General features: G+C 63.6%; 13 protein-coding genes and 1 pseudogene. 9 read left to right on the top strand and 5 right to left on the bottom strand.

The window, feature by feature from the left end:
- The 7 genes and pseudogenes from FB009_RS05665 (at position 1) to FB009_RS05635 (ending at position 5,268) form a co-directional block, all read left to right on the top strand.
- Entirely contained in the window at positions 1-1,014 is a 1,014-nt protein-coding gene (locus FB009_RS05665; RefSeq protein ID WP_024324386.1) for a zinc-dependent alcohol dehydrogenase, read from the top strand.
- A gap of 62 nt (positions 1,015-1,076) precedes the next feature.
- Positions 1,077-1,808 carry a histidine utilization repressor gene (hutC, locus tag FB009_RS05660; protein ID WP_018210210.1) on the top strand — a complete coding sequence of 244 codons (732 nt, stop codon included), beginning with the start codon at positions 1,077-1,079 and terminating at the stop codon, positions 1,806-1,808.
- A gap of 116 nt (positions 1,809-1,924) precedes the next feature.
- Entirely contained in the window at positions 1,925-3,145 is a 1,221-nt protein-coding gene (locus tag FB009_RS05655) for a hypothetical protein (protein WP_024324384.1), read from the top strand.
- Between the two features lie 67 nt (positions 3,146-3,212).
- Entirely contained in the window at positions 3,213-3,419 is a 207-nt protein-coding gene (locus tag FB009_RS05650; RefSeq protein ID WP_024324383.1) for a hypothetical protein, read from the top strand.
- 92 nt (positions 3,420-3,511) lie between these two features.
- Positions 3,512-4,148 (top strand): annotated as a pseudogene (locus tag FB009_RS05645) (hypothetical protein).
- Positions 4,145-4,729: a hypothetical protein gene (locus FB009_RS05640; protein ID WP_127580547.1), complete on the top strand. Its 585-nt coding sequence runs from the start codon at positions 4,145-4,147 to the stop codon at positions 4,727-4,729. Before FB009_RS05645 ends, FB009_RS05640 begins: the two are co-directional and overlap by 4 nt.
- A gap of 2 nt (positions 4,730-4,731) precedes the next feature.
- Positions 4,732-5,268, top strand: coding sequence for a hypothetical protein (locus tag FB009_RS05635; protein WP_024324380.1), 537 nt, complete (start codon positions 4,732-4,734; stop codon positions 5,266-5,268).
- Here FB009_RS05635 and FB009_RS05630 read toward each other — a convergent pair.
- From FB009_RS05630 to ubiT, 5 genes are all read right to left on the bottom strand, one after another.
- Positions 5,261-6,529 (bottom strand): hypothetical protein, encoded by a 1,269-nt coding sequence (locus FB009_RS05630; protein WP_024324379.1) that lies wholly within the window; start codon positions 6,527-6,529, stop codon positions 5,261-5,263. The genes FB009_RS05635 and FB009_RS05630 overlap by 8 nt on opposite strands.
- Positions 6,530-7,028: 499 nt before the next feature.
- A complete protein-coding gene (locus FB009_RS05620) occupies positions 7,029-7,475 on the bottom strand; it encodes a hypothetical protein (protein ID WP_011970978.1) in 447 nt (148 codons plus the stop codon).
- Complete coding sequence (gene ubiV, locus FB009_RS05615) at positions 7,472-8,407, bottom strand: ubiquinone anaerobic biosynthesis protein UbiV (protein WP_024312326.1); 936 nt, start codon at positions 8,405-8,407, stop codon at positions 7,472-7,474. Before ubiV ends, FB009_RS05620 begins: the two co-directional genes overlap by 4 nt.
- A 5-nt stretch (positions 8,408-8,412) precedes the next feature.
- Complete coding sequence (gene ubiU / locus FB009_RS05610) at positions 8,413-9,390, bottom strand: ubiquinone anaerobic biosynthesis protein UbiU (RefSeq protein ID WP_011970977.1); 978 nt, start codon at positions 9,388-9,390, stop codon at positions 8,413-8,415.
- Positions 9,381-9,887, bottom strand: coding sequence for a ubiquinone anaerobic biosynthesis accessory factor UbiT (gene ubiT, locus FB009_RS05605; protein ID WP_018210204.1), 507 nt, complete (start codon positions 9,885-9,887; stop codon positions 9,381-9,383). The genes ubiU and ubiT overlap by 10 nt, the downstream gene beginning before the upstream one ends.
- Positions 9,888-10,005: 118 nt before the next feature.
- Between ubiT and FB009_RS05600 the strand changes: the two genes are divergently transcribed.
- Complete coding sequence (locus FB009_RS05600) at positions 10,006-11,514, top strand: UbiD family decarboxylase (protein ID WP_024312327.1); 1,509 nt, start codon at positions 10,006-10,008, stop codon at positions 11,512-11,514.
- Positions 11,511-12,116 (top strand): UbiX family flavin prenyltransferase, encoded by a 606-nt coding sequence (locus tag FB009_RS05595; RefSeq protein WP_011970974.1) that lies wholly within the window; start codon positions 11,511-11,513, stop codon positions 12,114-12,116. The genes FB009_RS05600 and FB009_RS05595 overlap by 4 nt, the downstream gene beginning before the upstream one ends.
- The last annotated feature ends 130 nt before the right edge of the window (positions 12,117-12,246 follow it).

The following is a 12,246-nucleotide window of genomic DNA, read 5'->3' as shown; positions in this document are numbered from 1 at the left end:
ATGAAGGCGGTGCAGCTCTACGACATCAGGGACTTGCGCGTGGAGGAGGTGGCCGAATTGTCTGCGCCGCCGCCGGGTTTCGTCAACCTTGAAGTAAGGGCCGCCGGGATCTGCGGTTCCGACCTTCACAACTACCGTACCGGCCAATGGATCTCGCGACGGCCCTCGACGGCAGGCCATGAATTCTGCGGTCGCGTGACTGCAATCGGAGAGGGCGTCAGCCACCTTTTGCGGGGAGACGTCGTCTCTGCGGATTCACGGATGTGGTGTGGCACCTGCCCGGCCTGCGCGAGCGGCCGCAGCAATGTCTGCGAGACTTTGGGCTTCTTGGGCGAGGTCTGCGACGGCGGCTTTGCCGAGGCGGTGCAACTGCCGGCGCGACTGGTCTTCCGCCACGATCCCAAGCTTTCCCCGCATGTGGCCGCCATGGCCGAACCGCTGGCTGTGGCGTTGCACGCCGTGCGTCGGCTCGCCGTGCCTGACGGCGAACCGGTTCTCGTCATGGGCTGCGGCACGATCGGCGGGTTGAGCGCCCTTCTGCTCTCCCGGTTACATCAGGGTCCGTTGCTGCTGACCGATTTGAACGCCGACAAGGCCGCCCTTGTCGCCGAGGTGACCGGCGGTGTGGTGGTTGCACTCGACGGGGCGGCGATCGAGGAAGCGCTGCCCGGCGCAAGACTGCGCCATGCGCTGGATGCGACCGGCAGTATCCAGGCGATCGCGAGGGCGCTCGACATTCTGTCTGGCGGCGGAGCGCTGGCGCTCGTCGGCATCGGACACGGTAAGCTCGATCTGGACCCGAACATTCTGGTCGAGCGGGAGATATCGCTCGTCGGCTGCCATGCGTTTGCGGGCGAGTTGCCCGAGGCCATCGAATTGCTCGCAAATCTGGCGCCGGCGCTGCAACGTTTCATTGAGGTGCTGCCGACGCTCGACGATGTGCCGGAAGCTTATGAAAGGCTGCTGCGAGGCGAAAGCAATGCGCTTAAGACGATCATCGAGGTGGCGGGCTGAACCGGGTCCGTCATGTCATTCCGAATGCCGGCCCGATTTGGCGGCGGTGGAGGCAGTGAACCATGAATACGCTTTCAGATTCCGCATCGCCGCTCTACGAGAAGGTAAAGGACTTTGTCCTCGGTAACATAGGCAGCGGCAAATGGGCGCGCAACAGCCGGCTTCCCTCGGAGAACGAACTCGTTTCGGCACTCGGTGTCTCGCGCATGACCGTTCACCGGGCGCTGCGGGAACTCACCTCCGAGGGGCATCTGCGCCGCATTCAGGGGGTGGGCACCTTCGTTGCGCCACCCAGGCCCCGGTCGACGCTGATCGAGATCAGCAACATCATTACCGAGATCAAGACGCGCGGTAGCCGGCACCGGGCCGAGGTGGTCGTGCTCGAGCGGATCGCGCGACCGGAACCGGAGCTTCTGCTCGCCTTCGAATTCGAGACGGTGAAGCCCGTCGATCATTCCGTCGTCATTCATTTCGAGAACGACCTGCCGGTTCAGCTTGAGGAACGTTTCGTCAATCCCAACCTCGTTTCCGGCTATGCCGACCAGGATTTTACTACCGTCGCCACCTATGACTACCTGCAGAACGCCACGCCGCTGACCGAGGTGGAGCATCTCATCAGCGCTCTGCCGGCCGGCGCGGACCAGGCTCGTCTGCTGCACATTCGCCCCGGCGACTGCTGCCTGGTCCTGCACCGCAAGACCTGGACAGGACCGGTCGTCGCAACCGTCAATACCTTCACCTATGTCGGCAGCCGTTATTCGCTCGGCAGCCGCTATCTGCACGGCGGCAAGTGACTGTCTAGCCCCGTGCCCAGGACAAGCCCTCCGGAAAGAACGCCATGAGCCAGCCCACGAGCCGCACCGCGGAAATCAGAAAAATCGCCAAAGCCGGAGACGGCAAGGCGGAACAGTTGCTGGCCGAGCTGCTGCGTGATCTTTTCAGGATCGAGGCAAGGAACGTCGCGATCAATCACGACCAGTACAGCCTCAATTCGCTCAATGGCTTCTTCGAGACGGAGGACGGCGCCTTCTTCTTCAAGTTCCACCAGGAAGAGGGAGAAGAGGCCATGAGCGGCGAATATTATCGCGCCGACATCCTGGCGCGCGCCGGCCTGCCGGTGGACCAGCCATTGCTGATGTCGGTGCTTCCTGGCGAACAGATACTCGTCTATCGCCGACGCACCGATCCGCGTTTTTCAGATGTGCTGAGGGCATTAGACTTGAAGGACGATGCCGCGGCGAGGGGAAGGGCGGTTGAGGCCGAACGCCGACTGAGCGAGGCCGTGCTGAAGGTCTATCTTGCCACACTGCATACGGTGGGTGCGAGAGAGGTTGCGGCCGAGCCGATCCACCGTCTGTTTTACGAAAGGCTCGTAGACCCTTCGGCAGCAAGCTATCCGGGCGGGCGCATGGCAAGCTTCTATGTCGGCAAGGACTTTGCCTTTCCCAACCTGACACTCGATTGGGAGACGCTCTCGCGCTGCCGGTTTGTGGTGAACGGCATCGAATACAGCGACAGTATCGGCGCCCTGTTCGATGCCGCACATGAGCGGCTGAACCCCGCGCGGCTGGCGGATGCAGGGGGAGTGGTCGCGCATGGCGACGCCCACAATGCGAATGTCTGGTACGAGGAGCGCGATGGCGGGGCACACTTGTCCTTCTTCGATCCCGCCTTTGCCGGCGAAAACATTCCTGCATTGCTGGCCGAGGTGAAGACGACCTTTCACAACATCTTTGCCCATCCGCTTTGGCTCTACGATCCCGCCATGGCGGCCGGGCGCTATAAGGCAAGCGCAGTGCTTGATGGCACTCTGCTTGGCGTTACCACCGATTTCGCGCCGAGTCCTGTCAGGCGGGCGCTTCTCGATGTAAAGGCAGAGGCACTTTGGCGTCCGCTGCTTAGCGAACTGAAGGCGCGAGGCATGCTCCCGGCCGACTGGCGCCGGGTCATCCGGCTTGGCCTTTTTCTCTGCCCGACGCTGGTGATGAATCTGCGGGCCGGCATCACGACCCATAATGCCATTTCATCGCTGATAGGCTTCTCGGTGGCGGTGATGGCTGGCAGCGAACCGGTTGCAGGAGAGGATTGGATTTCACGTTTCATCGACACGATCGATCCGGACAACGGCTAGATGGGACCGCTAACGGCATTTGTGCTTTCGGATTGAGGCGTGACACGAAAAACAGGATGGCGCAGCAATGCAGGACATATTGGCGGCTGTGATAGCCTGGAAGCATTCGGGTGACAGCGAATTTCCCTTTGCGGCGCGCTACGGGGAATTGGAGTTGAACGTCCGGATCAACGACCTCCCGGCAGAACCATTATACACGCTGATTGCAGATGGCAGCGACGCGGTCGAGTTCGATGATTGGCCGGCCTCCTGGATCAAGCCGACACCTGCCTGAGCGCATTCAGAGCAAGGCCTTCCGTCCCTGATCTCTTTGACGCTCAGCTCCCGTGGCACCTCGGTGAGATTTGCTTTAAGCTCTCCTTGGGCTTGGGTCGATTCGTGCAGAGCTGCGAACCGGGACCCGCAAATGACGAACGAGCATCGAAACTTCCGGCAACGGCTCCTTGCGCTGGCCGCCGCCAGCATCGGCACTCTGGCTGCAAGTGCGTTCTCCTATGGAGCGGCCATCTATCGTGCTGCCAATCCCGAACCTCTGCGCACCGCCGCGCTGGGCGAAACGGTCGATACCGGCCGATGGCTTGTGACGGTCACCGGATCACGGGTAAGCGATCTCCCGCCTACCGGCAGGAAACCGCTCGAGCCAAAAACTTTCCTGCTCGTCGAATTCGAGGCCGATAACCGCTCCGCGTCGACAGCCTACCTGCCGTCGAAACTGTTCACCTTCGCCTCTCAGGAGGGGAAGCTTGCCTCTCCTACCTTCTATCTCGCGCGGGACAAGGCGATCGGCGGCGCCCTGCATCCGGGGATGCCGGAGAGGTTGACCGCTGTCTGGGAATGGCCCGCGGGCGAGACGCCGCCGCGGGAATTGAAGCTTCTGATCGGGAGCCAGATCTATAAGAAACGCGACAATCTCTATGGCGCCTCCAGCTGGCTCGACCGCGATCCCGCGGCGGTCGTGCCGCTGGTGATCGCGGCGAAAACGGAAGGGGCAGCTCCGTCATGACCATCGCGAAAATTGCCGCCGTGCTGCTGGCACTGACGGCGCTTTACGGCATGCAGCACTCGACGCCCTCCTACAGCGAAATCCTGTCGCCGGTAGCGGTGCCCGCTGCCCAGGGAAAACCGGCGCGGACCGGACGTTTCGTCTTCGCGGTCGCCAAGGTGCATTCGGCCCGGGAACTGGTCGTTCCCTCCTTCGGTGAACCGCGCGCCTATACCACATCAGGGAAATGGCTCGTCATCGAGGCGGCGGCAAAGGCGCAGGAGCAATCGGTGTCGCTGACCTCAGCTGAATGGCGCGGCCCTTCCGGCCTGCGCTTCGCCATGAGCGGACGGATCGGCGGTTCGATCGGATTGCTGGGGTCCGAGCGCCTGGAGCCTGGTATTCCGCGTCCCGTACTGCTGGTCTTCGAACTGCCGGAAGACCAGATCGAGAGCGGTACGCTGCTGGTCGCCGAAACGACGGTGGCCCCACTGGCCGAGCAGGTGGAGATCGCCATGCACGCCGTGCTGCCGGAAAACAGGCACGAATCCATCACACTTGCGCGGGGAGGCCGTATCATGCCCTGGATGCTGGAGTTCTGACGATGCGCATGCTTGCTTCGTCACGGGAGAGGAAGAGCTATTGGGTCAGCCTCGTCTCGCTGATTGCCGTCGTGCCACTCGCTGTCCTCACCGGTTCCCGTGGCGAATTCGTCTCATGGCTGCAAAGGTGCATGGAACGGCCGATCATCATCGAGCGCGGCAGCAGCGGGCATAGCGCCGGCGGCAGTTGGCGGCTTGCATCGTTACGCCGCCTGCCGGGACCCTTGCCGGATACAAATCTTATGCTTGCGGAAGTCGATTTTGCGAAGAAGGCGGGCGAGGCTGTGCAAGCGACCTTGCCATGCGCACTAACTCTGACCGACGGCGCGGGCCGCCGCTGGGCGGCGATGCCACTGCCTGGCTCTCTTCTGCGCGCGGCCGCGCCCGAAGTTGTCGGCAAGCCGCAATGCTCGACGCTGACGGTCGGCGAAAGCGGCGGGCGGCTTAGCATCGTGGAGATCTTTCTCGTGCCGCAGCAGGCGGAAGGGTTCGCCCTTTCGCTTGCCCTAACGGGCGCGCCGCCGCTTCTCTTCAAGTAGTCTTTGCGCTGTTGCGAGCCGTTTCAAGCCGATCGCCGGATCGGGAAACGGCGTATTCCAGCATGGCGGCAAGCAGGGCGATCCGTACCGGATCGAGCAGGATTCCGCCATCGAGTTCGGTCGGACTGCCGAAAAGAACGACCAGGATGTCGCCTATCCGCTGCCAGGTTTCGAGGTCGTGCGGGCCAAGATACCGGGTGGCGCCGTACCAAGCCCAGGCGGTGAGCCAGGTGGTGATGCGATAAAGCACGACGAAGGCGAGCAACGTCCCGAGGCCTGCGGCAAGCACCGTTCTGAGGCAGGTCCAGACCGGGCGGTAACGCGTCCGGTAGTCTCCCAGGAAGTGGGCGGCGAAATCCGCCAGCCATTTGCGCAGCGTCGTGGCGCGGGAAGCTGGGGGAGCGGCGGCAGGTCTTGCCGAAAGGTCGTAGCCGTAGACGATGGCGGCCATGACCAGCCAGACGAGCGGGAGGAGGGCGTAAAAAAACAGGTTCTGGGCCTGCGTGACGAAGTCGGGCTCCTGGAACTCCACCGCAATTCCGCCTGCCGCCGCATGCGCTTCCGTGGAAAATGCGGCGATTCCGGCCTCCACCGTATCGAGAAACGCGCCGGCGCCGATCCAGCTGATGAGATCGTCCTTCCATTTGTCCAGCGCGTAAAGCCCGATGAAGATCCAGCTCGCATCCGCCGCCACGATCACGAGACGCAGCCACGGCGACGGCCAGCGCAAGCTGGCGCGCTTGGCCAACCATCGCACGAGCCAGCAGGCGAAGATAGCGGCAATCAGGCTACGCGAGCGCAGGAGTTCGAAAATCTGAATACGCTCTCCAAACGGCGCGCGGTCCAGAGCCAGACGTGAATATTCGCGGACCGTATCACCAAGGAAACCCCATGCGGCGTAATAGGCAAAGAACGGCAGGATGGCCGCGGCCGCGATCGCCAGCAGACCGTTGGACAGGCGTTCCTTCCGCTCCGTCACCGCCAGCGCAGGCGTCTGGCTACCTAGCGCGGCCAGCGCCGGCAGGCCCGGACGCAAGGTTGCAAACATCGCGATAACGACGAGCAGTTTGACAAGGACTGCAAGCGACAGCGTCACCATTCCGCCAAGGGGCGCTTTCAGGCCGACGCCGACCGCCGCCTCGAGGATCAGGACGCGCGCGATGTAGCCGAGCGCTCCGATGAGCAGGAGCTGCGGCCAGAACCGGGCGAGAAGGCGCGCCGTCAATGCGAGCAGCCCGCCAATGTCCCTGAGCATCACCATGCCCGAACCTAGCCACATCCATTCAAGGGCTCAACCCGGGGAAAATGATGGGATTGTTTAAAGACTGCCCTCCTGTCGCGGTAAGTGCGGAGGGCGGCTTTCGGGTCGCCTTTTTTGTTAGGACTGCATGAACTCGATCGTCGCAAGTGGCGTTATAAGAAACCTGCGGAAACTTATAACGAAATCGTCTTCACTGGGTTCACGAGTTCCCGAGAGCAGGCCAAATCATCAAGCTTGCCCTCCCGGCATTCGGCCGAATAAGGGCTTCATTTCCTACCGGTCGTCAGGGCCGTATGCGGAGAGGGCGGCTCGTGTCACGAAGAATGCGCCGATCTGTACCGCTGGCGTACTTTTGCTCCTCCTGGAGCGCTTCGAGAAGAGAACTCATCTCCCCAAGAGCGGCGGTTTGAGACATGACGATGTCCAGTGCCGCATGTCGCCACGGAGTTCGCTTCAAGGAGTCCATACAGTGCATTCCTTCAAATTTTGCTGAGTAGCTTCACTCATCGATGTCGGGAACCGAGCAACTGGCGCTTTCGAGATCCCTCTGCGCCATGTCGTTTGCAAACCGAAACTGACGCGATTGTCTCAACAGACTTGAACCCAGCTCCGCGGCCGCGGCGATGTCGCCGAAGAGCAGGCCGGCTTCGACGATCATGCCGTCGTCCAGCGCCGCGGGTTCGTTCGAAGCGAAATCGGCAAGCAGCACGAGCAGCGCCTCGATCCTTTGCCGTTGCTCGCCGGCAGCGGCCAGAAGGCGCCGTACAATTCGGTCCCGCTCAAGCCTTTCCAGGTCGCGCAGCGCCCAGTTAACTCGGTCGCGGCATTGACAATCGACGGCGCTGCTCAGGACCGCACCTCGCATACGTCCGACTGCGCGGCTGATTTCCTCGTTTGCTTGTGCGAAGGTCGATGCGAATGCGGAGGAGGAGTCGTTCGCTCTCATGCGTTTGCTCCGTGTGCAACGTTGCGTGCGCGCGCGATCCAGGCGGCGCCTTCCTGACCGTGGTGAAACCCGTTGGATAACGGGGCGGCGGGGTAGATCTGCCGCGACCGGGCGAGACCGTCTTCAGCATCCACGCGGCCGTGCAGGACCTCGTTGTAAAGACGGGCGACGGCCACCATGTCGCAATCCTGTGGCGAAAGGCGAAAGCGGCTTACTCCGGAACCGACGAGACCCGACAGCTCGGACAGGAGGGCCTGACAGGTGAAGGAAACCGTCTGCACGCAGTTGAGTGCCAGAAAGGACTGCCTGTCGAGCGTTTTCACGGGGAGCCCGTCAGGATCGTCCTTGCAGACAAACTGGCAGTTGTCCTTGATGTGCCCCTTGGCGCGGGCATGGGCGCAGCGGGCAGAAATTGCAAGCGGCATGCGGCCGAAGGCCAGCACTTCGAAGTCGACGCCGGGCGTGTGCGAAACGATCTCATTGATCGAACTTGCCGGCAGTTCCGGCGGCAGGCATACGTTCCCTGCACCCCGCCTCGCAAGCACTCGGGCCGTCGCAGCGTTGTAGACGTTGACGAGCGGTCCGATCCAGTGCGGCTCGCCCTCGAGCAGGGCGAGAGCGGAAAGGTCGTTCGCCTCGACGGGGTAGGGGCTGTCGGCGATCAGGGATCGAACATACTGGCTCTCGCGCTCGAGCGTCACGAGGGCGAGGGTGGAAAAGACGATGCGCTTTCCAGCCGCCACCATCCGCTCGATCACCGGCGCGATATAAGGGTCGGTGAAGTGCAGCCGCTTCGAACAGACGGTTTCGCCGATGACAACGTGGCTCACCGGCGCCTCGTCGGCAATGCGAAAGTAGAAGTCCCGCCATTTCTCCCCCTCCCAGAGATAGAGGACGGGCCCGAGCGTCAGCGTGCGCTTGCCGGCATTCATACCTGTTACCTCCAGCGTTTTTCGTAGGCGCCGGACGTCGTCCGCTGCCCCTCGCTCAGCAGCCTGAGGCGGGCAAGAAGGGTGCGGCGCTCTTCCGGGGTTGCAGCGAGTGCCTTGCGCAGGGTCGAGACGACTTCGGCGACATAGGCCTTGCCGCGCTGCCGGCCTTCGATCTTGAGCGCGCTGACGCCCGCCTCCCGGAGGGCGTCGATCTGGTCCATCACGTCGAGCGAGACCGGATCCTCGAAGGCGTAGCCGCGGGCATCCGCAATGTCGAACCTCCCCTTGCAGAGCGTTGGATAACCAGCCGCCTCGTCACGGGGGAAGCGGTTGATCGTGTAGGCGCCGAGCTCGGAGACGAGATCACCCCGGTCCTGCCGATAGCGCACATGGCTTGCCGGGGAGCAGACGCCGTTCATGTTCGGCGACTTGCCGGTGGCGTAGGATGACAGCGAACAGCGACCCTCCGCCATGACGCAGAGCCCGCCGAAGACGAAGACCTCGATCTCGCAGCGTATCTGACGGGCGAGCCGGGCAATGTCGGAAATCGTCAGCGTCCGCGGCAGCACGACGCGCCTTGCGCCGAAAGCCTCCACCAGGAAATTCACCGCGTCCGGATTGGATGCGGATGCCTGCACCGAGACGTGGAGCCGCTGCTCGGGGTAGGTCTCTGCGACATGGGCCATGAGGCCGAAGTCGGCAAGGATGAGTGCGTCCGCGCCGAGCCGGACCGCGTCCGTGGCGGCCTGGTACCACAGGCCTTCATGTCCGGCGCGCATGAAGGTGTTGAGCGCGACGAAGGTCTGAGCGCCTCTCCGACGGGCATAGGCGATGGCATCGCCGAGTTCCTCGCGCGAGAAGTTGAGACCGGGGAAATTTCGCGCATTGGTCTCGTCGCGGAAGCCGCAATAGACCGCGTCGGCCCCGGCATCGACGGCCTCGCGGAAAGCGGCAGGAGTCCCCGCCGGGCAGATCAGTTCCATGCGGCATTCTCCCCGGCGAGTGCGCGGCGGCGGATCGCGTCTGCGGTTCGGCTGACGAGCGGCGAGAGCGGCCCGGCGGAAGCGCCGAGGTCGCGCGGCAGGTCGACCTCGCAGCCGTCGAGCGCATTGCGCAGCGCCAGCATTGCCTCCATGTCGCCAATCACCGTCAGCGACCGCGAGAAGAAGAGGGCGTCCGCGTCGCAGCGGCCCTCGAGAAGCGCGAGGAGCAGGAACAGCGGACCCTCCACGACAGCATCTGCGGCAGCAGCGGCCCGCTTGCGCGTTACCAACACCGCCGCGCGCGAGGGCTCCACCACGAAGACGAGCGGCAGGTCGAGCGGACAAAAGGCGTAGCGCTTCCCCCTGTGCTCCCCGAGGCGGTCGAAGAGCGCCGGATGCCTGTTGAGCAGGCTTTTGAACATGAGCTTCACCGCCCCCTCGATCAAAGCGATCGGCACGACGGCAAGCGGTGCGGCCAGCGGGCGCGGGAATTCCATCTCTCTCGCCTTTGCAAATGACGACTCGGCTACTTCTGCGGAGAACCTAGCCGCAAGCTCCGTGGGCAATTTGCGCTGGAGCAAAGACAGAAGGGTTTTCGCGGGCGAGACACCTCGCATGTATCGCAGCGATCAAGTCACCCGCCGCTTTTCCGACCTCCAGGACTTCGCCGCCATGCTCGAGCGGCGGGGCCGCTTGCGCCGCATCTCGCGGCCCGTTTCGCTCGTGCATGAGGTCACCGAGATCCACCGGCGCGTGCTCATCGCGGGCGGGCCAGCCCTGCTGTTCGAGAAGCCGGTCGACGCCTCCGGCCGCGTATGCGACATTCCGCTTCTCGCCAATCTGTTCGGCACGCTCGAGCGGATAGAGTGGGGTTTCGGGCTACCCGCAGGCGGGCTTCCGGGCCTTGCGAAAATGCTGGCGGAACTGCGGGAACCGAGATCGCCGCAATCGCTGTCGGACGCCTGGGGTAAGCTGCCACTGCTGAAGGCGGCGCTGGCGATGCGGCCACGAAGCGTCGCGCGCCCGCCGGCGCAGGAGACCGTGTGGCGCGGCGCCGAGGCCGACCTTTCGCGGCTGCCGATCCAGTGGTGCTGGCCGGGCGAGCCGGCGCCGCTCGTCACGTGGCCGCTGGTGATCACCCGTGCGCCGGACGATCCGAGCGACATCAATGTCGGCATTTATCGGATGCAGGTACTCGGACCGAACCGGCTCGTCCTGCGCTGGCTGGCGCATCGCGGCGGCGCGCGGCACCATCGCATGTGGCAGCAGCGCGGTGAAGACATGCCGGTGGCAGTCGCGATTGGCGCCGATCCGGCAACGATCCTCGCCGCGGTGATGCCGCTGCCGGAAGGCATCAGCGAGCTTGCCTTCGCCGGGCTCCTGAAGGCGGAGCGGCAGCCGGTCGCGCAGGCGGTGACGGTGCCTCTGTCTGTTCCCGCGAATGCTGAGCTTGTCCTCGAGGGGTTCGTCTCGGCAGACGAGACCGCCGAAGAAGGGCCCTATGGCGACCACACTGGGTACTACAACTCCGTCGAACGTTTTCCGGTGATGTCGCTATCGGCGATCACCATGCGCCGCAGGCCATTCTATCTCTCGACCTTTACCGGCCGCCCGCCCGACGAGCCGTCGAAGCTAGGGGAGGCCCTGATGGAGCTTTTCCTGCCGCTGGTGAGGCGGCAGTTCCCGGAAATAATTGATCTATACCTGCCCCCCGAGGCCTGCTCATATCGTGCAATGGTCGTGTCCATCGACAAGCGCTACCCCGGTCAGACGAAGCGTATCATGATGGGGCTCTGGTCGATGCTGCCGCAGTTCAACTATACGAAGCTCATCGTCGCGGTCGACCCCGACATCAACGTCAGGAACTGGAGCGACGTCATCTGGGCGCTGTCGACCCGGTTCGACGCCAGCCGGGACGTAACCATCCTGAACGACACGCCGATAGACTATCTCGATTTCGCGTCTCCGAAGCCGGGGCTCGGCGGCAAGCTCGGACTCGACGCGACGCGCAAACTCGGGCCGGAGACGGAGCGCGAATGGGGACGCGTGCTTGCTATGCCGGCGGAAGTTGTCGGGAAGGTCGATCAATTTTGGACAGAACTGGGCCTGGGAGAAGCGCTATGATCAAGGAACGGATTGTGGTCGGCGTCTCAGGGGCTTCGGGTGCGGCGCTGGCGCTCAGGGTCGTCGAGCGCCTTGCGGAAATCCCTTCCGTAGAGACGCATCTCATTGTCTCGGCTGCCGCAAAGCGCACGCTGCTCCACGAGGTAGGCCCGCATGCGCTACATCAGTTGCTGGCGATCGCGGATCGCACCTACCAGGTTGGCGACATCGGCGCGGCAACGGCGAGCGGCTCCTTCAGGACTGCTGGCATGATCGTCGTTCCCTGTTCGATGCGGACTCTGGCGGCGATCGCTGCCGGTGTTGCCGACAATCTCATCGTGCGAGCGGCGGATGTGCACCTCAAGGAGCGGCGAAGGCTCGTGCTGATGACGCGCGAGACGCCGCTGCATCTCGGTCATTTGCGCAACATGACGGCAGTCACCGAAATGGGCGCGGTCGTCCTGCCGCCGGTGCCGGCCTTCTATCACCGGCCCAAAAGCATCGAGGAGATTATCGACCACCTTGCGGCGCGCGCGATCGGCCTGTTTGGCCTACCGGGCGAGCCATTTGCAACCGAATGGGACCCGCAGTCGCACCGACCGCACTGTGCGGTGGCGAGGTAGAGTGGGCCGGACAGACGAGCCCGGCATTGATGCGAGCGGCACGTCGCCACGGGAGACCTTGAATCCCGCTGCTTCCGGCGGCCCAGAGCATGGGGAGATTTCCAGCAACTCTGCTGGTCGCATTCCAAAT

This window comes from Sinorhizobium medicae, assembly GCF_007827695.1.
GTDB classification, from domain to species: Bacteria; Pseudomonadota; Alphaproteobacteria; order Rhizobiales; family Rhizobiaceae; genus Sinorhizobium; species Sinorhizobium medicae.
Note: the sequence above shows the minus strand (reverse complement) of the source record. Positions and strands in the feature narration are given on the sequence as shown.

Coding starts and splice junctions, on each gene's coding strand:
- ubiT (WP_018210204.1), bottom strand. CDS start 9,887: ATGGAATTCCCGCGCCCGCTGGCCGCACCGCTTGCCGTCGTGCCGATC.
- FB009_RS05630 (WP_024324379.1), bottom strand. CDS start 6,529: ATGGTGATGCTCAGGGACATTGGCGGGCTGCTCGCATTGACGGCGCGC.
- FB009_RS05640 (WP_127580547.1), top strand. CDS start 4,145: ATGACCATCGCGAAAATTGCCGCCGTGCTGCTGGCACTGACGGCGCTT.
- ubiU (WP_011970977.1), bottom strand. CDS start 9,390: ATGGAACTGATCTGCCCGGCGGGGACTCCTGCCGCTTTCCGCGAGGCC.
- FB009_RS05635 (WP_024324380.1), top strand. CDS start 4,732: ATGCGCATGCTTGCTTCGTCACGGGAGAGGAAGAGCTATTGGGTCAGC.
- ubiV (WP_024312326.1), bottom strand. CDS start 8,407: ATGAATGCCGGCAAGCGCACGCTGACGCTCGGGCCCGTCCTCTATCTC.
- FB009_RS05665 (WP_024324386.1), top strand. CDS start 1: ATGAAGGCGGTGCAGCTCTACGACATCAGGGACTTGCGCGTGGAGGAG.
- hutC (WP_018210210.1), top strand. CDS start 1,077: ATGAATACGCTTTCAGATTCCGCATCGCCGCTCTACGAGAAGGTAAAG.
- FB009_RS05595 (WP_011970974.1), top strand. CDS start 11,511: ATGATCAAGGAACGGATTGTGGTCGGCGTCTCAGGGGCTTCGGGTGCG.
- FB009_RS05620 (WP_011970978.1), bottom strand. CDS start 7,475: ATGAGAGCGAACGACTCCTCCTCCGCATTCGCATCGACCTTCGCACAA.
- FB009_RS05600 (WP_024312327.1), top strand. CDS start 10,006: ATGTATCGCAGCGATCAAGTCACCCGCCGCTTTTCCGACCTCCAGGAC.
- FB009_RS05650 (WP_024324383.1), top strand. CDS start 3,213: ATGCAGGACATATTGGCGGCTGTGATAGCCTGGAAGCATTCGGGTGAC.